General features: G+C 67.6%; 25 protein-coding genes and 1 riboswitch. Of the genes, 7 read left to right on the forward strand and 18 right to left on the reverse strand.

All coding sequences use genetic code 11. From position 1 onward, the window contains the following. Nucleotides 1–352 precede the first annotated feature (352 nt). Together RF650_RS01700 and RF650_RS01705 are read right to left on the reverse strand one after the other, a co-directional pair. Nucleotides 353–1,039, reverse strand: coding sequence for a DUF305 domain-containing protein (locus RF650_RS01700; protein WP_131333816.1), 687 nt, complete (start codon nt 1,037–1,039; stop codon nt 353–355). Between the two features lie 417 nt (nt 1,040–1,456). Next, complete coding sequence (locus tag RF650_RS01705) at nt 1,457–1,867, reverse strand: four-helix bundle copper-binding protein (RefSeq protein WP_019310387.1); 411 nt, start codon at nt 1,865–1,867, stop codon at nt 1,457–1,459. Between the two features lie 590 nt (nt 1,868–2,457). Beyond that, nucleotides 2,458–2,647: riboswitch (cyclic di-AMP (ydaO/yuaA leader) on the forward strand. A gap of 5 nt (nt 2,648–2,652) precedes the next feature. Between RF650_RS01705 and RF650_RS01710 the strand changes: the two genes are divergently transcribed. Next, the gene (locus RF650_RS01710) at nt 2,653–3,297 is read left to right on the forward strand and encodes a C40 family peptidase (protein ID WP_368813896.1); all 645 of its coding nucleotides are present in this window, start codon (nt 2,653–2,655) and stop codon (nt 3,295–3,297) included. 139 nt (nt 3,298–3,436) lie between these two features. Here the strand turns inward: RF650_RS01710 and RF650_RS01715 are convergent, their stop codons facing one another. Continuing rightward, entirely contained in the window at nt 3,437–4,048 is a 612-nt protein-coding gene (locus tag RF650_RS01715) for a class I SAM-dependent methyltransferase (protein ID WP_206399128.1), read from the reverse strand. A 291-nt stretch (nt 4,049–4,339) separates the two neighbouring features. Between RF650_RS01715 and RF650_RS01720 the strand changes: the two genes are divergently transcribed. Then, nucleotides 4,340–5,599, forward strand: a complete 1,260-nt coding sequence (locus RF650_RS01720; protein ID WP_368813897.1) for a Y-family DNA polymerase — start codon at nt 4,340–4,342, stop codon at nt 5,597–5,599. Between the two features lie 79 nt (nt 5,600–5,678). Next, complete coding sequence (locus RF650_RS01725; protein WP_085107277.1) at nt 5,679–5,879, forward strand: hypothetical protein; 201 nt, start codon at nt 5,679–5,681, stop codon at nt 5,877–5,879. 516 nt (nt 5,880–6,395) lie between these two features. On the opposite strand, the gene RF650_RS01730 is transcribed toward RF650_RS01725, so the two are convergent. Then, nucleotides 6,396–7,688: an MFS transporter gene (locus RF650_RS01730; RefSeq protein ID WP_206399036.1), complete on the reverse strand. Its 1,293-nt coding sequence runs from the start codon at nt 7,686–7,688 to the stop codon at nt 6,396–6,398. Between the two features lie 175 nt (nt 7,689–7,863). Between RF650_RS01730 and RF650_RS01735 the strand changes: the two genes are divergently transcribed. Beyond that, the gene (locus RF650_RS01735) at nt 7,864–8,337 is read left to right on the forward strand and encodes a MarR family winged helix-turn-helix transcriptional regulator (RefSeq protein WP_098055728.1); all 474 of its coding nucleotides are present in this window, start codon (nt 7,864–7,866) and stop codon (nt 8,335–8,337) included. A 24-nt stretch (nt 8,338–8,361) separates the two neighbouring features. Here RF650_RS01735 and RF650_RS01740 read toward each other — a convergent pair whose 3' ends face one another. After that, complete coding sequence (locus tag RF650_RS01740) at nt 8,362–9,894, reverse strand: helix-turn-helix domain-containing protein (protein ID WP_368813898.1); 1,533 nt, start codon at nt 9,892–9,894, stop codon at nt 8,362–8,364. 37 nt (nt 9,895–9,931) lie between these two features. Between RF650_RS01740 and RF650_RS01745 the strand changes: the two genes are divergently transcribed. Further along, nucleotides 9,932–10,780 carry an alpha/beta fold hydrolase gene (locus RF650_RS01745; protein WP_131333820.1) on the forward strand — a complete coding sequence of 283 codons (849 nt, stop codon included), beginning with the start codon at nt 9,932–9,934 and terminating at the stop codon, nt 10,778–10,780. Between the two features lie 28 nt (nt 10,781–10,808). Here RF650_RS01745 and recQ read toward each other — a convergent pair whose 3' ends face one another. Both recQ and RF650_RS01755 read right to left on the reverse strand, forming a co-directional pair. After that, on the reverse strand, nt 10,809–12,659 hold the full coding sequence (recQ, locus tag RF650_RS01750; protein WP_368813899.1) for a DNA helicase RecQ: 1,851 nt from the start codon (nt 12,657–12,659) through the stop codon (nt 10,809–10,811). Nucleotides 12,660–12,729: 70 nt separating this feature from the next. After that, nucleotides 12,730–13,863: a Fic family protein gene (locus RF650_RS01755; protein WP_165489835.1), complete on the reverse strand. Its 1,134-nt coding sequence runs from the start codon at nt 13,861–13,863 to the stop codon at nt 12,730–12,732. A gap of 535 nt (nt 13,864–14,398) precedes the next feature. Between RF650_RS01755 and RF650_RS01760 the strand changes: the two genes are divergently transcribed. Next, a complete protein-coding gene (locus RF650_RS01760; RefSeq protein WP_368813900.1) occupies nt 14,399–14,902 on the forward strand; it encodes an FBP domain-containing protein in 504 nt (167 codons plus the stop codon). Nucleotides 14,903–14,990: 88 nt separating this feature from the next. On the opposite strand, the gene RF650_RS01765 is transcribed toward RF650_RS01760, so the two are convergent. From RF650_RS01765 to RF650_RS01815, 11 genes are all read right to left on the reverse strand, one after another. Next, nucleotides 14,991–16,340, reverse strand: a complete 1,350-nt coding sequence (locus RF650_RS01765; protein WP_368813901.1) for a threonine/serine exporter ThrE family protein — start codon at nt 16,338–16,340, stop codon at nt 14,991–14,993. Between the two features lie 125 nt (nt 16,341–16,465). Further along, nucleotides 16,466–17,773, reverse strand: coding sequence for a replicative DNA helicase (dnaB, locus tag RF650_RS01770; protein ID WP_231885474.1), 1,308 nt, complete (start codon nt 17,771–17,773; stop codon nt 16,466–16,468). 307 nt (nt 17,774–18,080) lie between these two features. Continuing rightward, entirely contained in the window at nt 18,081–18,386 is a 306-nt protein-coding gene (locus RF650_RS01775; protein ID WP_368813902.1) for a hypothetical protein, read from the reverse strand. 153 nt (nt 18,387–18,539) lie between these two features. Then, a complete protein-coding gene (gene rplI / locus RF650_RS01780; RefSeq protein ID WP_035962847.1) occupies nt 18,540–18,989 on the reverse strand; it encodes a 50S ribosomal protein L9 in 450 nt (149 codons plus the stop codon). Between the two features lie 20 nt (nt 18,990–19,009). After that, nucleotides 19,010–19,246 carry a 30S ribosomal protein S18 gene (gene rpsR / locus RF650_RS01785; RefSeq protein ID WP_012399405.1) on the reverse strand — a complete coding sequence of 79 codons (237 nt, stop codon included), beginning with the start codon at nt 19,244–19,246 and terminating at the stop codon, nt 19,010–19,012. Between the two features lie 66 nt (nt 19,247–19,312). Beyond that, nucleotides 19,313–19,936, reverse strand: a complete 624-nt coding sequence (locus tag RF650_RS01790) for a single-stranded DNA-binding protein (protein ID WP_085107252.1) — start codon at nt 19,934–19,936, stop codon at nt 19,313–19,315. A gap of 124 nt (nt 19,937–20,060) precedes the next feature. Next, nucleotides 20,061–20,366 carry a 30S ribosomal protein S6 gene (gene rpsF, locus RF650_RS01795; RefSeq protein ID WP_012399407.1) on the reverse strand — a complete coding sequence of 102 codons (306 nt, stop codon included), beginning with the start codon at nt 20,364–20,366 and terminating at the stop codon, nt 20,061–20,063. A gap of 129 nt (nt 20,367–20,495) precedes the next feature. Beyond that, nucleotides 20,496–20,915: a TM2 domain-containing protein gene (locus RF650_RS01800; RefSeq protein ID WP_082943174.1), complete on the reverse strand. Its 420-nt coding sequence runs from the start codon at nt 20,913–20,915 to the stop codon at nt 20,496–20,498. A 50-nt stretch (nt 20,916–20,965) separates the two neighbouring features. Next, nucleotides 20,966–22,135 (reverse strand): hypothetical protein, encoded by a 1,170-nt coding sequence (locus RF650_RS01805; protein WP_368813903.1) that lies wholly within the window; start codon nt 22,133–22,135, stop codon nt 20,966–20,968. A gap of 9 nt (nt 22,136–22,144) precedes the next feature. Beyond that, nucleotides 22,145–23,404 carry a glycosyltransferase 87 family protein gene (locus tag RF650_RS01810; RefSeq protein WP_368813904.1) on the reverse strand — a complete coding sequence of 420 codons (1,260 nt, stop codon included), beginning with the start codon at nt 23,402–23,404 and terminating at the stop codon, nt 22,145–22,147. Nucleotides 23,405–23,517: 113 nt separating this feature from the next. Beyond that, complete coding sequence (locus RF650_RS01815; RefSeq protein WP_368813905.1) at nt 23,518–24,942, reverse strand: CCA tRNA nucleotidyltransferase; 1,425 nt, start codon at nt 24,940–24,942, stop codon at nt 23,518–23,520. 222 nt (nt 24,943–25,164) lie between these two features. Here RF650_RS01815 and RF650_RS01820 point away from each other — a divergent pair, with 222 nt between their 5' ends. After that, a complete protein-coding gene (locus tag RF650_RS01820) occupies nt 25,165–25,665 on the forward strand; it encodes an NUDIX hydrolase (RefSeq protein ID WP_064845478.1) in 501 nt (166 codons plus the stop codon). Nucleotides 25,666–25,705 lie beyond the last annotated feature (40 nt).

A 25,705-nucleotide genomic window follows, 5' to 3' on the forward strand; every position in this document is an offset into this window, starting at 1 on the left:
TGAACGTGTGAAGGTGCGTCGGTTGACGCCGGCGGAGGGCCAGCGGTTGCAGCGGATCGTACGCCGCGGGGAGTTTCACCTGAGCGCCATCAAGGGGCCACCGCTGGGGCCACCACACCACCGCGGCGGCCTGAAACACCGCCGACCTACCCGGTCACCGCACTAGCACCTGCTGTTGGGTGGCCCCCCACCACCAGGCACGAGTCCTTCCCGCAGTCAGCCTGAGCCACCGCAGGTCACCGGCCCGGAGGGGCCCCACCCGAATGCGTGGGGCCCCTCCGGGCCGGTGACCACTGATTCCCACGCGCCGGATGCCCGTGGGCCCCCGGCGCGCGGGGCCCGGGACCGGGCCTCAGCCGTGGCCGGCGAGCCAGGTGCGGAAGTCGGCGACCTGAGCCTGCTGAGTGGTGATCCCGGCGGTGGAGGCCACCCGCAGTTCGGCGTGCGGTGCCCGGGCCTGGGGCTCGAGGAACTCGATGATTCCGCTGGAGTGGTGCGGAATCATCTTCTGCACGAAGGCGACGTCGAAGCCTTCACCGGCTTCCACCGCCAGCAATTCCTCGTGCATCATCTGCATCTCCTCCTCCATGGTCGCCATCTCCTGGCGGGCCTCCTCCGGGGCCTGGGCCTTGGCTTCGTCCGGGGTCAGTCCGTACCACTGATCCAGCCACCGGGTGAACTGCTCGATCTGGTGCTGCTGGTCGGCGACGATGTTCTCCGCATGCGTGCGGATGTCGGGACTGGTGCCGCGCTCCAGCTCCAGTTCGGCCATCTCGATGGCGCCCTGGTGGTGGCCGATGATCTCGGCCAGGAAAGTGATCTCCAGTTCCTCGCCTTCGAGGCCGGCCAGGGTCTCGCCGAACTCGTAGGCGGTCGGGGAGGTGGGCTCGGGCTGGAGAGTCTCGGTCTGGGTATGGGCAGGGACCGGGGTGGCCTCCCAGCGGGCGAAGGCCGGGGCGGTCGCCCCGCCCAGCAAGGCGGTGGCGACGGCGATAGTGGCGGCCACCGTGGGGCGGCCACGGAATGGGGTGGAACCCATGATGATGTCTCTCTTCCACGACGAGGGAGCTCGACCCTGAGATGCCGGCTCGGTGATCACCCCGCCGCCGGGGCGGGAACGATCCGCGCGGGCGGGGCTGTGCTCAATGAGATACGGGGGGGAAGAGAGAACCCCCGCCTCCGGAGGTGCCCGGTCAACGGATCAGATTCCTCTTTCACCGACGGAGGCCCATCCACGGCCTCCGTGGGTCAGCGTCGGCCTCCAGAAGAGGCCCGGTTTCCGTGGAGGAACTTCTCCCCAGGTGATCAGTCACCCGGGGCATCACCCGGGCGGTGGGTGTGTCATGGCGTCGCCCGACTTGTGCAGCTCGGGCTTGCTCCGCGGCCTCGCTCCCAGCCAGCCCCGGAGCTTCTCACCGCCGTCCGCCACCCGGGTGATGGGTCCGCGGGGGCAGGCTCAGCCCAGGGCGGCGACCAGCTCGGCGCAGGTGGCCTCGCAGCGCCGACAGGCCTCCGCGCAGATCCGGCAGTGCTCGTGCATCGAGGCGTGCTTCTCGCACTCGTCCGCGCAGGCCTTACAGGCCATCTGGCAGGCCCGGATCGCATCCAGGGTGATGTTCGCGTCGTAGCCGGTGTGCCGGGAGAGCACCCGCCCGGTGGCCTCGCACAGATCCGCGCAGTCCAAGTTGGTGCGGATGCACTTGGTCAGCTCCGCGACCATGTCCTCGGACAGGCACGCGTCGGCGCAGGCGGTACAGGTCTGGGCGCACTGGAAACAGGCCTCGATGCAGGCGGCTAGCTTCTCCTCGTCCACCCCGCCCAGGTCCTTCGGGTAGGTCTCCAGCATCGACGTCACATGATGAGTCATGGCTTGCTCCTTCGTCGGTTCGGCCGAGGAGACGAACCGGCCGGAGCCAATCCGCCATACAACCGACAGCAAACTGCGGATCTGGCCGGATGAAGCACTTACTCCTTGAAGATTCCGTGAAGAAATCCCGAGAGCGAGGCGCGCGCCACGCCACGCATCCATTTCCTTTTGTGAAAGATGCATAGGAACCATGAAGATCTCATGAAGAAATCTCTCTCGCGCCGCCGGAAGAGAACGACTTCCTGAAAATAGCCTGGATTATTTCCTAGCCTTTTCTTACCAATCCCTGTGGGGCGGCAGGGGCTGGCAGCTGCGCTCTTGCACCCCTCTGACGGAGCCGCAGGTACAGGAGGGCCTGGGCGCACACCGCGTAAATCCGCTAGTCGCCGTCAGATATGCACCTCTTCGGCAGCAATGTGCTGGGGCGCGAGTAGAAGGCGGCCGCCGCCTCGGCGGTCACTCCCGAGCGTCTCTCCGTCCCGCTCGGCGGTGAAACAAGGGGGGAGGAGCGGCCGTAACCGTAACGTGACTTTTCCGTTATCTGTTCGCTACTGTCCTCTGCGTGCCGATCGCCGATCCGGTTGGCATCCCCGGGTACATCGCCGAATTCTGCCGGTGCCCGGGGTCTGCTGAAAAGACATCGCTTGGCAGAAGCGGGGGAACCATACACGGTCCCGCCCTTGGGGCCTGGGGGTTAAGCCGGCCGGACGCGCGCGTCCGCCCGGCCGGGTGTCTCCCACCCGCATCCGACAGCTCACCTCGCAGGCAAAGGGAGGAATCCACTCATGCCCATGTTCCAGCGCCGTACTGCTCGCCACCGCGCCCAGACCCCGTCCCGCCTCGTTCGCCGCACCACTCTCGCAGCCGCCGCTGGTGCGACGGTGCTTGGCTCGGTGGCACCCGCCCAGGCCTACGCCGAGCTACCGACCCCCTCGAACACCGCCTCCTCCACCCCCGCCCCCGTGGTGGCGACCCTGGCCTCGTCCCCCGCCGCGGCCCCGATCGTCCCGGCAGCCACCCCGGCCCCTGGGGCGCAGGCGGCCTCGGCCTCGGATGTTTCCGTCCAGTCCACCGACACTACTGCTGTCTCCACTTCCGGGAGCGGGCTCGTGGGCACCGCCATGCAGGGTGTGGGCGGTGGTTACGTCTGGGGTGGTACCGCCTTCGGCGCCTGGGACTGCTCCGGGTTCACCCAGTGGGTCTACGCCCAGAACGGCATCGAGATCCCCCGCACCAGCCAGGCCCAGTGGGCGGCTGGTACCCCGACCGCCAACCCCCAGCCCGGTGACCTTGTCGTCCAGAACGGTGGCGGCCACATCGGGGTCTACCTGGGCGGCGGCAAGATGATCTCCGCGCTGAATCCGACCCAGGGCACCTTCGTCCACGACGTCAACGCCATGCCCGTGGTCGGCTACGTCACCTTCCGCTGACCCACACCACTGGATGCCTTGGGCATCCACCCAGGGGCTCCCGGAGAAGCCGCCCCCGTGCTGTGGGGGCCCTGTCAACGACAGGGCCCCCACAGCACGGGATCTCATCCCGCAGTCCAGGCCTGGTTGCCAACGCAGGTCACCGCGTAGCTGGCTTCTGGGCAACAAAGCGTAGAATCCGCCCACCGAAGGACAACCGGAGGGCGAGGAGCTCCAGGCCGACCTGGTCGAGAACTGGTTCGAAGGCTCCGGGGTCGATGAGTCGGTGGGGAGAGCGATCGGCCCGGTGAACCAAGGAGGCCATCCGTGAGGCAAGCAGGTCGTATCCCACCAATGCCCCGCCCGGCCGCAAAACCCGGGACCCCTCGACCACCGCGTGTTCCCACTCGATGACGTGGTGGAGCATCAGGAAGCTCACAACCGTGTCAAATGACTCGTCCTCGAAGGGCAGGCGGGTGGCGTCGGCCTGACAGGCCTCAGCATGGGGGAATCTGACAAGGCATTGCTGCGCAACCTCAACCATCACCGGGTCGGCGTCGGTCGTAGTGAGCCGCACCCAAGGGTTGGCTTGGACGATCGCTTCGGCCATCGCCCCGCTGCCCCCGCCGATTTCCAGCACGTTCTCGGTGACGGGGAAGCCTTGGGTCGCCCAGGGGACCATTCGCCGGGCCAAAAGACTCCATGGCGCACTGCGGCAGCACGAAGCTTCTAGAGCGGACATCCTCGGCATGGACTCCCCCTCCCGGTGCATCCGGATCGTGTGCGCCGAGCCTAGTTCCACGATCGACAGCAGTGAACCGGCTCGGCAAGGACGAGGCGACCTCGCTATGCACACCGCCCGGGGTGGGCGCGGCCGCTGATTCGAGGAAGCTAGGTCCCTGGCCTCCGGACCCCCACCCATGCCCCCTCACGCGGGGTCAGCAATGATGTCGCCTCCGGCGGCTATACCTGCTCTCATGGGCAGGGATCAGATCTCCAAGCACAGGGAACATCGCAAGAACGAACATCGCGACATACCAACACGCCCCGTGGGGCGCTCGGCGTGATCGCCCTGGTGGACGTGAACAACTGCTACGTGTCCTGCGAACGTCTTTTCGACCCGTCCCTGCTCGGCAAGCCCACTGTGGTGCTGAGCAACAACGACGGGTGTGTGGTCGCCCGCTCCGCCGAAGCCAAGGCCCTGGAGATCCAGATGGGAGATCCGTGGTTCAAGATCGCCGCCGATGCCCGCCGGTGGGGCTTGCAGCGCAGATCCTCGAACTACCCGCTCTACGCCGATCTCTCCCAACGCACCATGGCTCTGCTGGACCGCTACGCCCAGGCACAGGAGATCTACTCGATCGACGAGTGCTTCCTGACCCCTCCCCCCGGGCACACACGCGAGCTGCTGGCCTGGGGCCGGGAGCTGCAGCGGGTGGTAGCGCGCAACGTAGGGCTGCCCGTCAGCGTGGGCATCGCCCCCACCAAGACCCTGGCCAAGCTGGCCACCGAAGCGGCCAAGAAGATCCCCGCCACCGGGGGCGTGGTGCACTGGGAGAACACCCCGCCGGGCTTCTGGGGCCGGCTTATGGGCACCCTGCCAGTGACCGAGGTGTGGGGGGTGGCCGCGCGCACCGCCCGCCGCCTGGCAGCCCAGGGGACCACCACCGTCGCCGAGCTGCGCGACGCTGACCCGGTACGGATCCGCGATCGGTTCTCCGTGGTGCTGATGCGCACCGCGCTCGAGCTCAACGCGGTGCCGGCGATCCCCGTGGAAGAAGAGACCGCCACCAAGCAGCAGATCCTGGTCTCCCGCTCCTTCCCCGAACCAATCCTCGACCCTGCCCTGATCGCAGAGGCGGTGGCCGATTTCGCCCAGCGGGCCGCGCGCCGGCTGCGCAAGGAGGACCAGGAAGCCGCGCGTCTGACGGTCTTCGCCGCCACCTCACCCCACCGCCCAGGCCCTGACCACCACCCCAACGCTCATGTAAGGCTGCCTGCTCCGACACACGAGCCCGGGGCGCTGGCCGCTACGGCCCGCAGGGCCCTGGAGCCGCACCTGGTGCACGGGATCCCGTACATGCGCGCCGGGGTGATGTGCCTGGAGCTCACCGACACCGGTGCTGCCGCGCCCCTGCCCGGTACCGCCCCCACCACAGCGCCCATCGGGTCCCTGATCGACGCCGTCAACACCCGGTTCGGCACCGGCACGGTCGGCTTGGGACGATCCGCGACCAGCACCCCCAAGCCCTGGGACAACCACCAGGCAGCCCTCTCCCCCGGCTACACCACCGACTGGAACGCCTTGCGCACCGTCAGCTGATTCCTGTTTTTGGCCTGCTTGGCGACACACCAGCGGCGGTTTGTGTACGAATGCAGAATCATGGGGCATACTTTGTCACATGACTGACAAGGGGGCGCGCCGCATACCTCGCGCCTTGGGGCCTATGGTTCCCCTCGTCATCCAGATCCCGCAGGAAGTGGAAACCGCCATCCGCTCCGCTGCGGCGCAGGACGACGTGAGCATGTCATGGTGGATCGTCGCTCAAGCAGCACGGAGCCTCGATCTACCCCAATACGAATACCCGCCCGCACATGACTGAAGGCGGCCCCCCGCCAGGGACCGCCTTCAAAGGCTCGAACACCGTTCCAGCGACCAAACTTTCGCGGTGTTCCGATAGCAACGAAAGTTCCTCATGAGACACCAGGTAAAGCACCCATCGAGGTGTTGCTATGTCTAGGCTACCAGCAGACTTAGCGACGCCGCTAACCCCATTATCCCCATTGGAGGCACGGGGGTTGGTGGGGGCACAAGCCCCCGCAACCCCCGCCCGTCGTCGGAGCATGTGCCGCAGCGCCCAGCGGTTCCCGGTGACCGAGGCCCACACTCCCCGTGCGCGCACGGGCAAGTCCTGGACCCCGGACCCGGCGGAGGGCGCGGAGGCGCGGGTGCCGTGCTGGTGGTCCCGTGACCAGTGGATCCAGGAAGAGAGGGCACCGCCTGGCGCGGAGACGACGAGACGCGCCCACCCGGCCCCTCACCGTCGTCGTCCCCGAACGCAGCCGTACAACGGAAAGGGGCCCGCAGTGAAAACCACGGGCCCCCGAAAGAGCGAACCTCAGTCCACCACGAGCCGCCCCCGCTTGGCGTGCGGGTGCCGCCCGTGCACCGCGTGGTACAGCACGGCGGCAACGACTACCAGCACGGCGAGAACCGCGTACATGGCCCCGAAACCGGCGGCGGAGAGCAACAGACCCAGGATCACGGGGCCCACACCCACGCCCACGTCCATGAGCAGCAGCAGCGTGGAGATGCCGGTGCCCAGCTTGTGGGCGGGCACCGCGTTCACGGCTATGGCCTGCGCGGCCGGCATGAGCGTGCCGTAGCCCAGACCAGTCATGGCGCCGGCCACGACCACCTGCCAGTCCTGGTTCGCCACCGCCAGGAAGCCCAGGGCCACAGCGAAGCAGACGAGGCCCAGGTAGACCACCACGTTGTCGCCGCGCTGGTCCTGCACCTTGCCCAGCACCAGGCGCATGATCAGCATGGCCACGGCGTACGCCACGAAGAACAGGGCGGCGCCGGTGGTGACTCCGCGGTCCTCAGCATAGGCGTTGAGGTAGGTGATGACGCCCGCGTAGCAGACGCCCACCACCAGCATGAAGGAGCCGATGGGCAGCACTGCCGGGTGGGCGATGTCGCTGAGCGAGAAGGCGGCGCGCTGCTTGTCCACCTCCTGGTTGGCCTGGGCTTCACGCTTGACCAGGGGCTCCCGCAGGAAGACACCCAGCACCAGGCCGAGCACGGCGGTGACGAGGGTCGTCCAGAACAGCCACGTGTAGTTCAGAGAACCCACCAGGAAGAGCCCCAGCGCGGGCCCCACCGCAGTGGCCAGCGTAGTGCCCAGCGCGAAGTACCCGGTGCCCTCGCCGCGGCGGGAGTCGGGGATCACGGACTGCGCGATCGTCATCACGGCGGTGCTCGCGAACGCGTACCCGAAACCGTGCAGCAGACGCACCCCGATCAGCACGGGCAGAGACCCGGCAGGCAGGTACAGCGCGCACGCGACCACCACGACCACGAGCGCGATCAGCAGCATCTTCCGGCGGCCAAGGATGTCGACAAGGTATCCGGAGACCAGCCGCGCGACGGTCGCCCCCACCACGAATGCACTGGACGCGAAACCGCCCACGGCGTCCGAGGCGGCAAAGCTCTTTACCGCGTACAGCGCCATGGTGGTGACCAGCATGTAGAAGGTCAGGTACTGCAGGAAGTTGACCACCCACGCGACCACGAACGTGGGAGTGACCAGCCGTGCCGGGCCCGCCGAGTGCGCGGGACCGGGCGTGGCCTGCTCCACCACAACCGGCAGTTGACCTGTGGGAACGTCGTCCTTCGCGTCGACCGACACGGGCACCTCCTGGAGTTTTTGGGTTTGTATAGTGCAAGATATTACCCCAGGATTTGTATTATGCAATTTTTGCCGACGACGCCGCTCCCCCGCTTTTCCGTCCCGCCTACCGTTGAGAGCTGCCACGGCGGCAGCCTCTCGGAAGCCGTCCACCCGGGGATGAAAGGATGGAACCGTGCACAGCGATGACTCAGTGAGCGAACTCGTCTACGAGAACATGCTGCTCTCGAGATACGCCCTCCAGGGAGCGCCACCCCAGTCCCGCCGGGAGGCGCTGGACCGCAGCTCCACCGTGCTCCTCGCCCGCCTGCAGGCCGGCGGCCCCATGAGCGTGGCCGAGCTGGCCCAGTCCTTCGGCCTGGACATCTCCACCGTCCACCGGCAGGTCGCAGCCGCCATGAAGAGCGGTCTGATCGAGCGCATCAAGGACCCTGAGGGCGGCGTCGCCAAGAAGCACCAACCCACCGAGGAGGGCGTGCACCGTCTTGCGGAGGAACTGGAGGTCCGCCGCGAGTCCTACCAGCGTTTCATTGCGGACTGGCCGCAGGAGGACGTCACCGCGCTGGCCCGTCTCACCCGCCGCTTCAACGAAAGCGTGGAGGCCACCCTCGGCCACAGCTGGCCGCGCGACTACCCCACCGAGTCCTAGCGCACGACGCCGCCCGGGCCGTCCTCAGCACCCCTCCACCTCCGCGATCAGCAGCGCCACGTGCAGGGACGTCCGCGACTCCGGATCGTCCAGCGACACCCCCAGCCTGCGTTCCAGCCGGGCCAGCCGCCCGTAGAGCGCCGGGCGGGAGAGGTGGATCCGCTGGGCCAGCAGGCTCTTGTTCCCGCCGCACGCCAGGAACTGCGTCAACAGCTCACGGTCCTCGTGGCGCTCCACGTCCAGGACGCTCCCGAGTTCCGCGCGCGCGAACATCTGCACGCGCTCGTCCCCGCGCAGCATCGCGAGCAGCCCGCGCAGCCGCACGTCCTGTGCGCGGAAGCACCGCCGCCGCGCGGAACCGGAGCGCGCAGAACCGGACCGGGCGGCGTCCTGCCGTGCCGCGCGGTCCGCCACGGTCCCGTCCTGCGAGGGGCCACCTTCCGCGCAACCGTCCCGCGCGAGCAGGGACACCGCGGCCTCCGCGATCATTCCGGCCTCGTCCAGGCGGGCGGCCGGGCCGATCATGCCCGCCTCGGGATCGGTGACCCCCGCGAGCACCCGCCACGCTCCCTCCAGGCGCTGCTCCGCCGCCCCGAACACCCGTTCCACCACCGCGTCCTGCGGGGTGCGCGCGGCCAGCGGCACCAGCACGGCCACGGAGGCGGCGCCGAGACGGCCCGCGAGCGCCGTCGTGCGCTCCCGGCCCAGCGCCCACGCGAGCGCGTCGAGCACGGCGCCGCCCTGGTGCTCGCCCAGCGGGTCCGCGCCCGGGCGCTCCCAGCGCACGACCACCGGCAGCCACGCGGCCGGGGCCGCCTCGCTCAGCACCCCGTCGCGCAGCACGCCGATCCCGAGTTCGTGCGCGCGCCGCCGCGCGGAGTCATCGTCCACGTTCCACGGGCGCCGAAGCTCGTGCAGCAGGGCGGTCTCCGCCTGGCGCTTCTCATTCCGGCGGCTGCGCTCGGACAGCAGCGTGAGCGCCACCGCCTGCCCCGCCCGCTCCAGCACGATGGCACGCAACGCGGGCCCAGTACCCCGCGGCTCGGCGGACAGCCACCCGACCGTCTCCCCCGCGACCGCCACGGGAACGGTCCCCCCGCTGTCCTCCGGTGACGACGACGCCACACGCCGCCGCCACACGACCTCGGCACCCAGTAGCCGCGCGGCTTCCGCAACGATCCGCTGGACCGGGGCAGCCTCCAGGGTCAGCTGGGTGAAGACCTCGTGGATGCGGCGGTCCGTCTCCAGCTGCTCGAGCTGGCGCGCGGCGATCCGGCGGTGCGCCTCCTGCGTGACGGCCACGAACCGCACTTGGCGGCTCAACAGGTACACGGGCAGCTCCCGGTGAGCGGCCGCCGCGCGCAGCACCCGCACCACGGGCTCCCGCCCGGAGAGCACCTCGACCGCGAGCGCTCCGATGCGGGCGCCGTGGACAAGGTCGTGCTGATCGGACTGGCCGTGGTCGTGGCACCGTTCACCGTCCTGGTCATCGTTGGGCGCGTCATCGGGTTCTTCTAGACCCGCTCCGCCGCAGACCCTCCCCAGGTCCGGGGCCACGGCTGACGAGCCCCTCCGTGCGCCATAGGGTGGAGGCATGACTCGAATCACCAGCTTCACGCGACAGGGACTCACATTCGACGTTCTCGACCAGGGCCCGGAGGACGGCCCCGTGGTCCTGTTGCTGCACGGTTTCCCGCAGGATGCCCGCGGCTGGGACGACGTCGCCGAACGGCTGAACGCGCAGGGGCTGCGCACTCTCGCCATGGACCAGCGTGGGTACTCCCCGGGCGCCCGACCCACCGAGCTGGCCGCGTACCGCCGCGAGGAGCTCTCCGGGGACGCGCTGGCCCTCGCGGACGAGGCCGGAGCGGAGCGGTTCCACCTGGTGGGCCACGACTGGGGAGGGGTGCTCGCCTGGGACATCGCCCTTCGCGCACCGGAGCGGGTGGCCTCGCTGACCGTGCTGTCCACCCCGCACCCCACCGCGCTCGGGCACGCGCTCAAGACCCCGGACCAGGTCAAGAAATCCTGGTACATCGGCATGTTCCAGATCCCCGCCGCACCGGAGCGTCTGCTCGCCGGTCGCGTGGGAACCCTCACCCGCCGTGCGGGCATCCCCGAGGAGGCCGCGGAACGCTACGGGCGTCGCTTCGCCACCGCGGACGACCTGCGCGGGCCCATCAACTGGTACCGCGCCATGCTGCGCAAGGACGGCGTGACCGGTAAGAATGCCGGAAACGGCATCATCACGGTGCCCACCACGTTCGTGTGGGGCAACCGGGATCCCGCCCTGGGCCGAACGGCCGCCGAGGAGACCGAGGTGTACGTGCACGCGCCGTACGAGTTCATCGAGCTCGATGCCGGGCACTGGCTGCCCGAGCGCGAGGCCCCCGCGGTGGCCGAGGCCATCGTGGACCGCATATCCTCCGTCACGTCCGACTGACGCCGAACGGCCGGGGCAGTTCTCACCGTCAGGACCCCGGGGAGCCCAGCACCTCCAACACGGCGTCCCCGTACTCGGCGAGTTTCTTGGCGCCCACTCCGCTGATGCCGCTGAGCTGCGCGGTCGAGGCGGGGGCGGCCTCCACGATGCCGACGAGCGTGGCGTCCGAGAACACCATGTAGGGCGGGATCTGCTTCTCTTTGGCCACAGATGTCCGCCACTCCCGCAGCGCCTCGAAGGTCTCCTTCGCGGCCTCGTCCAGGGTGTCTGCGGCCCGAGAGCGCCCGCTGCCCCCGCCGCTGCGAGCGCGTCCGTTCGCGCGCGCCGTCGGCGCCCTGTCCACCGCCAGCTCCAGGGTGCCCTCACCGCGCAGCATGGGACCCGCCTGCGGCCCGGGAACCAGCACGCCGAAGTCCCCGACGGCCTCCACGACCCGGCGGGCAAGCAGCTGCCGCAGTACCGAGCGCCACTCCGGCTCGGAGAGGTCCTGCCCGATCCCCCACACGCTCAGCTCCTGGTGGCGCGACGCCTCCGTGCGCTCGTTGCTGCGGCCCAGCAGGATGTCGAAGACCTTGCCGGAGCCGAACTGCTCACCGCGTTCGCGTTGCAGCCTGATGAGCGTGGACAGCAGCTTCTGGGCGGGCACGGTGGCGTCCCAGACCTTGGGCGGGTTCAGGCACGTGTCGCAGTTGCCGCACGGCTCGGAGTCCTGGCCGAAGTACCGCAGCAGCTGCACACGACGGCAGTCCGTGGTCTCGCACAGGGCGAGCATGGCGTCCAGGTGCGAGCGCGCATTGCGTTTGTGCAGGTCAGATCCGTCTCCCTGGTCGATCATGCGCCGCTGGTTGACCACGTCGCCCAGGCCGTACGCCATCCATGCCGTTGCGGGCATACCATCGCGGCCGGCGCGGCCTGTCTCCTGGTAGTACCCCTCGATGCTCATGGGCAGGTCCAGGTGGGCGACGAAGCGGACGTCCGGCTTGTCGATGCCCATGCCGAACGCGATCGTGGCGACGACGACGATTCCCTCCTCCCGCAGGAACCGCATCTGCGTGTCCTGGCGTACTGCGGCGTCGAGACCCGCGTGGTAGGGCATGGCGTCGACCCCGCGGGCGCCGAGCCACGCGGCAGTGGACTCCACGCTCTTGCGGGACATGCAGTAGACGATGCCCGCCTCCCCCGGGTGCTCCGACTGGATGAGCCGCAGCAGCTGGTCCTTCGCGCGGTCCTTGGACTCGATCCGGTACTGGATGTTGGGGCGGTCGAAGTTGGAGACGAAGTGCCGCGCGTTCTCCATGCGCAGCCGCTCGGTGATCTCCTGGTGGGTGGCCCGCGTGGCGGTCGCGGTGAGTGCGATGCGGGGAACATCCGGGAAGGCGTCCGCAAGCACGGACAGCCCCATGTAATCGGGGCGGAAGTCATGCCCCCACTGGGAGACGCAGTGCGCCTCGTCGATCGCGAACAGGGCGACCGGCGAGCGCTTCAGCAGATCGATGGTGCGCGACAGGATGAGCCGTTCGGGGGCCATGTAGAGCAGGTCAATGTCCCCGGCGAGAAGCTGCCGCTCCACCTCCTGCGCCTCGTAGGGCTCCAGGGTGGAGTTGAGGTACGCGGCGCGGATGCCCACGGCCTCGAGCGCGGCCACCTGGTCCGCCATGAGCGCGATCAGCGGGGAGACCACCACGCCCGTGCCGTCCCGCAGCAGGGCGGGGATCTGGTAGCACAGGGACTTGCCGCCGCCGGTGGGCATCAGCACCACGGCGTCCCCGCCGCCGACCACCTGCTCGATGATCTCCGCCTGCTCACCGCGGAAGGCGTCATACCCGAAAACCTCCTGCAGGACGCCCAGGGATGTGGTGGCTGTGGCGGAGGAAGTCATGCCTCCAGGGTAGGTGCTGAGTACTGGAGCATTGTGCGCTCACCTGCCGTCGTGTGGACAGTCCCGCACCTCAGTCACGCAGGATAGCCGGGAGCATGTCCAACTGGTTGAGGCGGCGCACCACGTGCTTGGTCAGAACGTTGCGATGCAGACTCACCACGTACCGCCCCGGCCCTGACATCTTCTGTAGCAACCCGGACTCGACCATGCGGCGCAGACGGTGGCTCCTGTTCGACGGAGACCCCTTGATCACGTCTTCGAGATCGCCCGCTTTGGCCTTCCCTTGGCGCGCCACCGCGTAGATCACATCTGCCTCCGTCTCCGTGAGCTCCCCCGCCGCGAGGGCGGCATTGACCGAAGGCCCCACGACCTCCTCGGAAATGAAGCGGGGGGCAGCAAGCCGACTGACCCTGTCCATGTCGTCCTTGAGGCCGTGGATCACATACCCGGCCCAGGCCAGTACCCCCTCCGGGCTCAGGGAGTCCGCTCCTGCGAGGTGGTCGTAGTACGACTGCCGGTCGGCACCAAAAACTGCTGTGGGGTTGAGCGGACGCGCGGCGCTCCTGGAGGTGTAGCCCTGGTTGCTCAGCATGGCGTACGTCAGCAGGCGTGAGACCCGCCCGTTACCATTGGCAAACGGATGTATCCAGACGAACCGGTGGTGGACAAGCGCGATCTGGAGGAGTTGGTGCTGAGCGGGCACCTCCTTGTTTGCAAACTCCAGGAGCTGGTCCATGTCCGCCTGGACGGACCCGGGTGCGGGCGGGACATGGGACGCTCCAGCGATCCCGACGGGGATTGTTCGATAGCTGCCCGGGTGCTCGTCACCTTCACGTTCGAGTCCCTGCACGGCGAGCTGGTGGAGTTCACGGATCAGCCCATGAGTCAGGGACAGCCTTCCATGGGCTGCCAACTCGTCCATGTAGTCAGTTGCCTGCTCCAGCTGCAGAATCTCTCGCACGGCGTCTGCTGCTGGCTGTCCCGTGGCCGCGGCCCGCCGGGCTTCGGCCACGACATCCGCCACCGTGGTCCGGTTCCCTTCGATGCGTGCCGACATGACGCTCGTGAGACCTTGGAACAGCCTGCGCAGCTCCAGGCCAAGAGGGTCCTCAAGGTGCTCAGTACGAAAATCCACGCGCACCCGCTCCAGGGCGAACAGATCCGTCACGAGCGCACTCGCGAAATCGACCTCGGGGAAGACCATGGGTTGCATGTATCAAAATTTAGCCGGGAATCAGACAAATTTGAACATCGGAGCCTCTGTCCCTTAGAAACACAGGGGAAGAAGGCAATACCCACTTGTAAATTCTTGACTTCTACGAGTATGGGAACTTGATGCTCACCTCCAGCGGGATACCCTTCTGGGCGACCCGATGCCAGGTGGTGGGCAGCCCCACGGTGGATCTAAACTGTCCCCGTACGTTTTCGAGATCCACAGTCGTGGGGGAACGAGGCTTTCGTGCGTCAGGGGGTTGCTGGCTTCTTCACCGCCGGCACTAGACAGCGCTGACCGGACGCGGCGGGTGAAGACCAGCCCGTCGCGCGCTTTCACCCATCCCTTTCCACCTCCCCGCGGCGACCGCGCTCCATGAGCGCGCCGAACGCCGTCGCCCTCCTGCACCACACGGCACGACGACGCCGCCCGCCCCCACCGCACCCCTTGACACCCGGGCGCCCGCGCCCCGTCCTGACCCGCACGTGACAGGCAGGGAAAGGCCATCCTCGAAGGACCAAATAACATGAATACGCATACAGAAACTGAGATCCGCAAGAGCTTCGTCAACTGCTCCAAGGGCGCCGCGCAGCGCATCAACATCCCGCAGGACGTGCTCCACGGGAACTGGGAGTCCCAGATCTTCCTGGGCTGGTACGACCCGAAGTCACCGCGGGCGGGCTACGTCGTCGTCGAGACCGAGCACGGGCTGCGCGGGCTGGTGCTCGAGAAGAGCGCGCAGAAGGCGAGCGGTGGCGCACGCATGTGCCAGATCTGCCTGACGTTGCACCCGGCCAGCGGCGTCTCACTGGTGTCGATCCAGCGTTCCAAGACTGCGAAGGACCGCTACAACTCCGTGGGCACCTACGTGTGCTCGAACCTGGCGTGCAGCGACTACACGCTGGGGCGCCGCAAGCCCGAGGGCATCCGGCAGATGGAGGAGACCATGAGCCCGGAGGAGCGCGCCGATCGCGCGCTCGCCAACATGCGCGGGCTCGTGGAGCGCGTGGCCGAGGCCATGGGGAAGTAGCGGCCTCCGCGGCGGGGCACACGCGGGCAGGACCCACCTCGCCGCCGGGCGCGCAGCGCGGACCGCCCCAGCTTGATCTGCGCCCGCGTCAGCTGGTGAAGGGCTTGGAGAAGATCGGGACCATGATGTCGCTGAAGTTCTCCTCGTCCGCCATCTCGCGGCGGAACTTCTGGCCCGGGTGGTGACGCGCGAACTGGCGACGCCGCCCGGCCCAGAGGATCTCGGACGCCACGTACTGCCCGAGCATGCCGCCCATGCACAGGCAGAACGCGGTGATGGCAGCCTCGAGGACGTTCTCCCCGGCGTCTTCGAGGCCGAAGATCACGCCCAGGACACCCTGGTAGACGAGCATTCCCGGGAACAGCGGGAGCAGGACGACCATGAGCGTGGCGTTCGAGGCCAGGTTCAGGGCGCGGGTGAGGGTGACGCTCAGGATGCCCGCGACGATCGAGGCGATCAGAATGGCACCGAACGAACTGATGCCCGTGGCGGTGATGGCGAGGACCCCCAGCTGCACCAGGCCACCGAATAGACCGAGGGACGCCAGCTTCCACCCACGACCACCCGAGGCGAGCGCGAAACCGGCGGAGACCACGGCGGCACCAAGGACGGTGAGGGCCCAGCGGGAGTCGTCCATCTGCAGCGTCTCGATGTAGTCCACGGAGTCCCCCACGAGCGGCCGCATGGCGTGGATCCCGATGGTCACACCGGCCACCAGACCGGCAGTGCTCGTGATGGCCTCGAAGATGCGCCCGGAGGCGGAGACGTACCACCCGGTGATGACGTCGTGCACCGCACCGTACGCGGCGATCCCCGCGAGCCACGCGGCCAGCGCGGCCACGATGCACACGGCCGTCTGGGTGATGTCGAAGAGCACCCCCGCCGCGGTCGCCCCCAGCACCGCGGTCAGCCCCCCGGCCGCCAGGCTGAAGACCTCGGGGGCCTTGATCCGCTGAACGAGGGCGTAGACGCCGTACACGATCGCGGAGACGATCGCGGCAGTGATGGCGGTGGGCCAGCTTCCGCCGAGGATCAGCGCGAACCCGACACCGAACATCCCGAAACCGGTCACCGTCAGACGGTGGCCGATGTGCCGGGACTCCGCGAGGATCTCGTCCATGCGCTGGATGCCCTCCTCTGCAGAGATCCGGCCGAGCACGAAGTCTTCCAGCACCTCGCCCGTGTCCGTGCGCAGCTGGATGTCCAGGGTTCCGGGCTGGGACTCGAACACGCGAGTGCTCGGCGCCTTGTCCGGCGCATCCTGGTGGCTGATGGTCACCTGCCCCAGGCCCACGCTCACCGTGACGTCCCGCAGGTCCGTCTTGCGAAAGATCGACAGCAGGGACTTGGTGGTGTTGGCGGACCCAGCCCCGCTGCGGATCAGGGCGTCCGCAATCTGGAAGGCGAGTTTGTAAGCAGCCTGTTCAGTGGTAAGCACCGACAAAGCGTAGTGGGACGGGCCGGTTACGGGCGAGGTGGGTGCGATCCCAGGGGGTGGGAGGTTGGACGCAAGGCGCAGCTCGGCTTGCCCGGAACGCAGCACAAGACGGGGAGCTGAAGACTTTAGAACCCCTCCAGCGCCATGTTCGCGAACCGTGAGTAGTGGCCCTGGAACGCCACCACGATGGTCTTCGTGGGACCGTTGCGGTGCTTGGCCACGATCACGTCCGCCTCACCGGCGCGCGGGGACTCCTTGTCGTAGACGTCCTCGCGGTGCAGCAGGATGACCATGTCCGCATCCTGCTCAATTGACCCCGATTCACGCAGATCACTCACCTGCGGCTTCTTGTCCTGGCGCTGCTCGGAACCACGGTTCAGCTGGGACAGCGCCACCACGGGCACGTCCAACTCCTTGGCGAGCAGCTTGAGCGCACGCGAGAACTCGGAGACCTCTTGCTGGCGGGACTCCACCTTCTTGCCAGAGCTCATGAGCTGCAGGTAATCCAGCACCACGAGCTTGAGGTCGTGCTTCTGCTTGAGCCGGCGGCACTTGGCGCGGATCTCCATCAGGGACATGTTGGGGGAGTCGTCGATGAACAGGGGCGCCTCGTTCATCTTGCCCATGATCTGCGCGATCTTGGCCCACTGCTCGTCCTGCAGGGTGCCCGCACGCAGGTCCTGCATGTTCAGGGTGCCCTCCGCGGAGAGCAAGCGCATGGCGATCTCGTTGCGGCTCATTTCCAGGGAGAAGATCACGGACGTCATGTTGTGCTTGATGGACGCGGAGCGTGCCACGTCCAGGGCGAGCGTGGACTTACCCATGGCCGGACGCGCCGCGATCACGATCATCTGTCCGCCCTGGAACCCGTGGGTGAGCTCGTCCAGTTCGATGAACCCCGTGGGCACACCCTGCATCCCGGAGCGGTTGCCTGCGGCCTCGATCTCGTCCACGGTGGCTTCCATGACGTCCTTGAGCGGGACGTAGTCCTCCGCCGTGCGCCGCTCGGCCACCTGGTAGATCTCGCCCTGGGCCTCGTTGACGATGTCGTCCACTTCACCGTCGTGCGCGTAGCCCAGCTGCACGATCTTGGTCCCGGCCTCCACGAGCCGCCGCAGCACCGCGCGTTCCCGCACGATCTCCGCGTAGAACCCCGCATTGGCGGCCGTGGGCACGGATGCGATCAGCGAGTGCAGGTACGCGATCCCCCCGATCCGTTCAATCTCACCGTTCTTGGTGAGCTCGTCCCCCACGGTGATCGCGTCCGCCGGTTCGCCGCGCCCGTACAGGGAGACGATGGCGTCGTAGATGTTCTCGTGCGCCGGCTTGTAGAAGTCCACGCCCCGCAGCACTTCCACCACGTCCGCGATGGCGTCCTTGGAGAGCATCATCCCGCCCAGCACCGACTGCTCGGCCTGGTTGTCGTGCGGCATGGTACGGCCGTAGTCCTCGCGCGGCCCGGACGAATATTCCGACACCCTCACTCACTTTCCTTGCAGACGAATGCGCCCACCTCGAGCGGCGCACCCGTTCATTCTCCCACCGCTCTCCGACCCCCATAGCCGCCCGTGCTCGTTGCAGAACCGGGCGCTGAGTAGACGACGACGCGCGGCCCGGTGGCGCGCCGCCGTCGTCCACGGCCTGTGGAAAAGTACGTGGAAAACATGTGGAACACGCCGTGCAGTGCTGTGCACAGGCTGTGGAGAGATCTGTGGAAAACCCGTCGCAGCTGTGGGTAACTCACCCAAGCAGCGCGAAGAAGAGCAGCCAGAGCAGGGGCGATGTCACGATGGCCAGGAGCAACACCAGAACGTAACGGCCCCGCAGGGCCGGGAAGGCCACGGTGCCCGCAATGCCCAGGATCAATGCCACAAGGGACGCGACCACGCTCAGGATGAGGCCGGCCACCAGAACGGCCACCGCACTGCGCGGCGCCAAGGAATTGCCGGCGAGGAACGCCCCCAAGAAGAACACCAGGGTCAATGCCACGCACCCCAATGCCACCCAGAACAGCGTGCGGCCCGTGCTCAACCTGCGTGCGCTCATGATCATGACCGGCATCCTCCCACGGTGCTCTGCGCGATCTCTGGAAGCCCGAGGACGGCAAGAACCCCGTGGAACGAGCGTTCCACGGGGTTCTCATACATCACCCGCGAGGCCCGCGAACAGCTCAGGGGCCCGGATGCACTCGAGGTGCGATCAGGCGGGGACGACCTCGAACTCCACGTTCGCGTTGACGTCCTCGTGCAGGTGGATCACGGCCTGGTACACGCCGGTGGTCTTGATGCGCTGGGTCAGGTCCACGCGACGCTTGTCGATGGAACCCAGACCGGCGGTCTCGACCGCGGAGGCGATGTCCCCGGCGCGGACCGTACCGAACAAGCGACCCTCGGCACCGGACTTGACCGGGACGGTCAGGGTGGTGGAGGTCAGCTTGGCGGCGAGAGCCTGGGCGTCCTCGAGGGAAGACAGCTCACGGGCCGCACGAGCCTGCTTGATGGAGTCGATCTGCTTCTCGGCGCCGCGGGTCCACGGAGTCGCGAAGCCGCGGGGGAACAGGAAGTTACGGGCGTAGCCGTTCTTCACGTCCACCACGTCACCCGCGGAACCGAGCCCGGAGACTTCCTGGGTCAAAATGATCTTTGCCATGAATTCTCAGTCCTCTCTGATCAGCGGCCGGCGCCGGAGTAGGGCAGCAGTGCCACTTCACGAGCGTTCTTGATCGCCTGGGCGATCTTGCGCTGCTCCTGAACGGACACGCCGGTCACGCGGCGAGCGCGGATCTTGCCGCGATCGGAGATGAACTTACGCAGCAAGGCGACGTCCTTGTAGTCGATCTCGGTGACGTCGGCCGCCTTGAGCGGGTTCTGCTTCGGTTTCGGCTTGCGAATTTCAGCCTTGGCCATCGTGGTGCTCCTTTTCTGGTGCGGAGCCCGCAGGCGTACCTGCGGGATGGGTTGGAATGGTTGTGTTTAGAAGGGGGGCTCGTCCTCGGCGCCGGTTCCCCAGTCGTAGTTCCCACCGGAGGACTGACCCCAGGGATCGTTGCCCTGCTGACGCGGTTGCTGGCCCCCGCGGCCGCCCTGGTTCCCGTTGAACCCGCCGCCCTGGTTGCCACCGCCGGGGTTGCCACCACCCTGGTTGCCGCCGAAGCCGCCACCCTGGTTGTCGTTGAAACCGCCCTGAGCGCCGCCGAAGCCTTGGTTCCCGCCGTAGGAGTTGCCTCCGCCGCGCGAGTTCCGGTTGATCTTGGCGGTCGCGTACCTCATGGAGGGGCCGATCTCGTCCACTTCCAGCTCGGTGCTGGTGCGGCGCTCCCCTTCCTTGGTCTCGTACGAGCGTGCCTTGAGCCGACCCTGGACGATTACGCGGGTTCCCTTGGTCAGGGACTCCGCCACGTTCTCGGCAGCCTCGCGCCACACCGAGCAACGCATGAAAAGGGTCTCCTGATCCTTCCATTCGTTGCTCTGCCGGTCGAAGGCGCGCGGGGTGGACGCAACGGTGAAGTTGGCCACGGCGGCTCCGGACGGCGTGAAGCGCAATTCGGGGTCTGCAGTCAGATTTCCGATCACTGTAATGACGGTGTCGCCAGCCATGTGAACCTCCGGATTCTGTGGACGCTGGATGCGAGACTCAGTGGGGTGAAAAGCATCTCACGGGGACTCTCACGAGCCCGCGGTGAGTGCGTGCTGTGCAGCCCGGGTGGGCCGCACGCTCACCTCACTTGCCGTGGATCTTCTGCTCTTCCGGACGGATGATCTTGGTGCGCATCACGGCCTCGTTGAGGCTCAGCACGCGGTCCAGTTCCTTGGCGGTCTGCGGCTCGGCGGTGAAGTTCACCACGGCGTAGATCCCCTCGGACTTCTTCTGGATCTCGTAGGCCAGACGACGACGGCCCCAGATGTCGAGCTTGTCGACGGTGCCGTTCTCCTTGGTGACGACCTCGAGGAACTTCTTGAGGGTCGGCTCGACGGCGCGCTCCTCCACCTCGGGGTTGAGGATGACCATCAGTTCGTATTCACGCATGTAAAGAACCCACCTCCTTCGGGCTAAGCGGCTGCGGTCCTTCCGCAGCAGGAGGTTCTGTGCGTATGTCGGTGCCGGCAGCGATCGGCGCACGGCACACAGACTTCCCCACTTTACTACAACGGGGGCTCAGTAGCCACCGACGCGTCGGGCCAATCGAGCGTTGAGCGCGCCCACGCGCAGAGGGATCACGAACAGGTCGATCAGCATGAGCAACCACAACAGACCCAGGAAGAACCAGCCGATCAGGATCCCCACGGTGAGCCACCCGATCGCGGAGAGCACCAGGTAGAAGATCCCTTGGAAAGGCTGGGCCAGGTAGAACTTGTGGACGCCGAAGTTGCCCAGGAAGAACCACAGGACATAGGCCAGCACGATGGACCTGCCGCCCACCACGTTGACGTTGACCGGCTGACCGACGGGGCGCTGGTGACCCCACCCGGGCACGGTGCCTGCGGGGCCGAAGCCGGCGCCCTGGCCGTAGCCGCGGGACGGCTCGTCGCGGCGCGGTAGCGGTTGTGCCGTGTAGTACTCCGGTTCGTCGGCCATGATGAACCCCTTTTCCACTCCCCGGTTGCCTTGAGGCAACCGCTCCCATCCTAGGCGCGCTGGCTGGCCCTCTCCCGCTCGGTCAGCGTTGAGCGCAACTGCACGTCCGTGTCCAGGTCCTCACCGTTGGTCCGGGCCGTCACGTCGATCCCGAAGCCCACGGTCTCCGAGTGCTGCCGCCCGTTCTGCAGCCAGGTCACGGTGGCCACCGCGGGGCGGAACCGCACGGCGTGGAAGGCCAGGGGATCGTCGTCATCCTGTGCCAGGAGCAGTGACGGGCGGGACTGCAGTTCCCACCGAATGTTGGACACGCCCGGCGGGACCTCCGTGGGAGCTCCGGTGGGTGAAGCGCTGGGCGAAGCGGAGGGTGACGCCGCGGGCCCGCCTCCCAACTGCGCGGGCAGCGGGCACTGCGCAGCGTCGAAGCGCAGCACGCGTTCACATTGGCCCACGGCGTCCTGAACAGCCCGCTCCGCGCCCTCCCACATGCGCGGCGACGCCGTGAAGTCCAGTTCGACCGCGGCGGACCGGGGATCGCTCATGGATATTTCCGCGGAGGCATGTTCGCTGGCCAGGAGATACGAGTCCTCGGGCATCGCGATGTCGTAGACCCCGGGCAGGCCCTCGAACTGCCACGTGCGCGCGGGTGACCCGGGATCGGAAGGGTCCGTGGGGAAGAGCCCGGAACCGTTCGGACGCACCTTGTTGCCGTTGACGGACGCCGCGTCCACCGCCGCGGGCAGTCGGACGTCCACAATGGCGTTGTCGCGTTCCACCAATCGCCACGAGTCGTTGAAGGGGCCCCAGGACGCCACCTTCTCGACCGTGTACTCACGGTGCACGGTGGAACCGTCCCCCAGGTGGATGTCCACCCCCACCGCGGCATGTTCCCCGTGATTCTGGACCCCCACGAAGTCGTGGCCCTGCGGGCGGTTTGCGGCATCCCGGTACACCCCGTTGGACAGCAGCTGGGCCAGGGGGCGGTCCCCGCCGATCAACAACGGTGCGAGGACCTGACGGGAACTGCCGCCCTCGAGGTACCCCAGGTACCTGCCCACGGGAGCCTCGGGATCCCGCGAGACCAGGAAGTAGTTGGCGAGCGCGGCCCACACGGTGGACGCGACCGCGACGAACACCAGCACGAGCAACAGGGGTAGGCGGAGGGAACGCCAGGACGGCAGCCTCAGACGAGCGAGGGTCTCGGAGTCGCGCGGTGCCATGCCGGGTTCTTACTGGACCGCGGACGCGCCGAGCGCCGCAGCCTTGCGTCCCCGGAACATGTCCACCACGACCGCCACCACCAGATAGATGAGAAAGACATAACGTACTACGGCCAATATATCTTGGGCGCTCCAGCCGAATTCCTCGACCCACGGCAGGGTGGGCCATGCCGAGGCCGGCAGCACCACGGTGGCCCAGTAGAGCACTTCCACCACCTGCCACAGCCCGAACTCGATCCAGTTGCGACGGCACAGGATGACGAGGGGCACGAGCCACACCACGTAGGTCAGGGAGTACTCCTTGGCCAACAGGATGTAGAGCGCGAGCAACAGGAACGTGATCTGCACGGCCGAGGGCTCCCGCGTGCTGAGCAGCGCGATCAGGAGCACGAACACGAGCGACAGGATCATGCTCAGCAGGACGTACTGACCGTCCGCGCCGGTTCCCAGGGACACCCCGGTGCGCGGTTCAACGGTGGAGCTCCACACGTTCCACAGCGAGGGTTGTTCGGTGTCGGAGCGCACCATGTCCCCGAACTGGGCCCGCCAGCGGTCCCACGCCGTGATCATGTACGTCCCGTTGATCAGGGCCCACGCGACCACGGCCCAGATGAACGCGGAGAGGATGTCCTTGAGGAACCGGTGACGCGCGGCCATGATCAGGATCGCGAGCAGCACCACCACGGGGAAGAACGCCACGGAGGCACCGAAGCCCACCATGATCCCCGCGAGCGCCGGGTTCCCGCGTACGTAGCCCAGCAGGGCGAGCATCATGAACAGCACGGCCCACAGGTCCCAGGACTGGAATCCCACGAGTACGATTACGGGGGCCAACGCCATGACCAGGGCGTCGGAGCGCCGGTTGCCGCTCAGCGAGGAGACCACGCCCACGATGGCCAACCACACGAGGGCCAGAAGGATCAGGGAGAGGTCCAGGTAGAAGCCCTCCCCCACGTCCAGACCTAGCAGGGAGGTCAGGTTGGAGGCGAACCACCCGATGATCGTGGTGATCATCCCCACGAGCACCGGCTGATCCCCCGTGGGACCCCCGGTGAAGAACCCCCCGGCCACGTCCGACGAGCGCACACTGAGATCCCCGGTGCCGATCACCGTGGCACACAGCTCGGGAACCTGCTGGGCCATGTTCCAGTCCGGTACCCGGCACGGGATGCGCAACAGGTAGGCCATCATGACCGTGTACAGGCCGAGGCCCAGCAGCATCAGACCGGCATTGCCTCCCGATCTGTTGCGCGCACCTTCCAGGCTCATGCGGGATCTCCTCGGAACGCGGGTACGGATGCTGTCAGTGTTCCACGGGGGCGGGGAGTCCACGCGTCATGGCGCGAGTGTTCCGCTGCGGTACCTCGGCGTGGCCCTCTCCGTCAGGAGTCGATGACGCCCTTCTCACGCGCCCAGGACACGAGGCGCTCGCGTGCCACGTCCTCCCCCACGGCGCCCTCGTCCAGACGCATCTCCAAGAGGAATTTGTACGCGCGGCCCACCTGGGGCCCGGGCGGGATGCCCAGGATCGCCATGATCTGCTGGCCGTCCAGCTCGGGCCGGACGGCGTCCAGCTGTTCCTGCTCGGCGAGCTGGTCGATGCGGTGTTCGAGCTCGTCGTAGTGCCGGGCGAGCCGGGAGGCCTTGCGCTTGTTGCGGGTCGTGACGTCCGAGCGGGTGAGCCGGTGCAGCCGCTCGAGTTCGTCCCCCGCGTCCCGCACGTACCGGCGCACCGCGGAATCGGTCCAGTCGGCGTCACCATATCCGTAGAAACGCATATGCAGTTCCACAAGGCGAGTGACCCGCTTGATCGTGTCATTGTCGAAGCGCAGCGCCTTCATCCGCTTGCGCGTGAGCTTGGCCCCCACCACCTCGTGGTGCCGGAAGCTCACGGCCCCGGAGGATTCGAAGCGGCGCGTGGCGGGTTTGCCCACGTCATGCATGAGCGCCGCGAAGCGCAACACGAAGTCCGGGGCGGGCACAGGGCCGTCCGGACCGGTCTCCTTCTCCGCGGCCTGTTCCATGACCGTGAGGGAATGTTGGTAGACGTCCTTGTGATGATGCGCCTCGTCGGTCTCCAGCTGCAGCGCGGGCACCTCCGGGAGCACGATCTGCGCGAGTCCCGTGTCCACCATGAGTTCGGTGCCCCGGCGGGGATGGGCGCCGCAGATCAGCTTGACCAGTTCCTCGCGCACCCGTTCGGCGGAGACGATCTCGATCCGCTCGGCCATCGCGGTCATGGCCTCCCGCACGGGCTCCGCCACGGTTAGACCCAACTGGGAGCTGAACCGCGCGGCACGCATCATGCGCAGGGGATCGTCCGTGAACGAATCCTCCGGGGTCCCGGGGGTGCGCAGCACACCGGCGTGCAGGTCCTTGATCCCGCCGAACGGGTCCACGAGCTCCATGCCCGGCAACCGCAGGGCCATGGCGTTGACGGTGAAGTCGCGGCGTCGCAGGTCTTCGGTCAGATCGTCCCCGAAGGCCACGGTGGGCTTGCGGGAATCGGGGTCGTACGCCTCGGCGCGGTAGGTGGTGACCTCCAGCTGCATGCCGGACTTGTGCATCCCGATGGTCCCGAATTCCCGGCCGATCTCCCAGTGTGCATCCGCCCAGTCTCGGATCAGCTCGAGGGTCTGACCGGGGCTCGCGTTCGTGGTGAAGTCCAGGTCCAGCGCGTCCCGGCCCAGCAGGAGGTCGCGTACGGGCCCGCCCACCAGGGACAGCTCGTATCCGGCGCTGTCGAAGAGGCGCCCCAGTTCGTGGGAAACGGGGTGAAGTGAGGAGGTGTCCAGCAACTGCGTCATGATGAGCGTCATTATCGCATCACGGCGAGCGCCGTCGGCCGGCTCGGGGCGGCGTCTGCGTCGGCGGGTGCGAGCGGAATGTGCCGTCGGCCGGCCCGGCCGGCCCGACCGGAGCGGGCGTCGTCGGGCCCGCGGCGGTACAACCGCTCTCGACCGCGGCGGACGGACCGCCGCCGGACCCATATCAGGGAGTGTCCCGGGAATGTCGCTAAGGTAGATGGCATGGCTTTCCCCGTACCCAGCGCGCCCAAGAGGCGACCGAACCAACCGGTCTCCGCGCTGCCCACGGTGGAAGAGGTGTCGGCCGGTGGGATCGTGGTGGACCTGTCCGATCCCACGCATCCGGTGGCCATCATTGCTCGGATCAACCGCGGTGGACGGCTCGAGTGGTGCCTTCCCAAGGGTCATCCCGAGGGCGAGGAGACCAACGAGGAAGCCGCCGTGCGGGAGATAGAGGAGGAAACCGGAATCATGGGCCGCGTGCTCTCCCCGCTGGGCAGCATCGACTACTGGTTCACGGTCTCCGGACACCGCGTGCACAAGACCGTCCACCATTTCCTGCTGGAGGCCATCGGCGGATTCCTGACCACGGAGAACGACCCCGACCACGAGGCCGTGGATGTAGCGTGGTCCGGGATCGACGCCCTCGGCCGGAAGTTGTCCTTCCCCAACGAGCGGCGCATCGCGGACATCGCCCGGGAATACATCATTCACCAGTTGTAGGCTGTCCCGTCCGATCCGTCGTGCGCCGTACCCGGCCCGT

Origin of the sequence: Kocuria sp. CPCC 205297 (assembly GCF_040981035.1) — a bacterium.
Taxonomy (GTDB): Bacteria; Actinomycetota; Actinomycetes; order Actinomycetales; family Micrococcaceae; genus Kocuria; species Kocuria marina.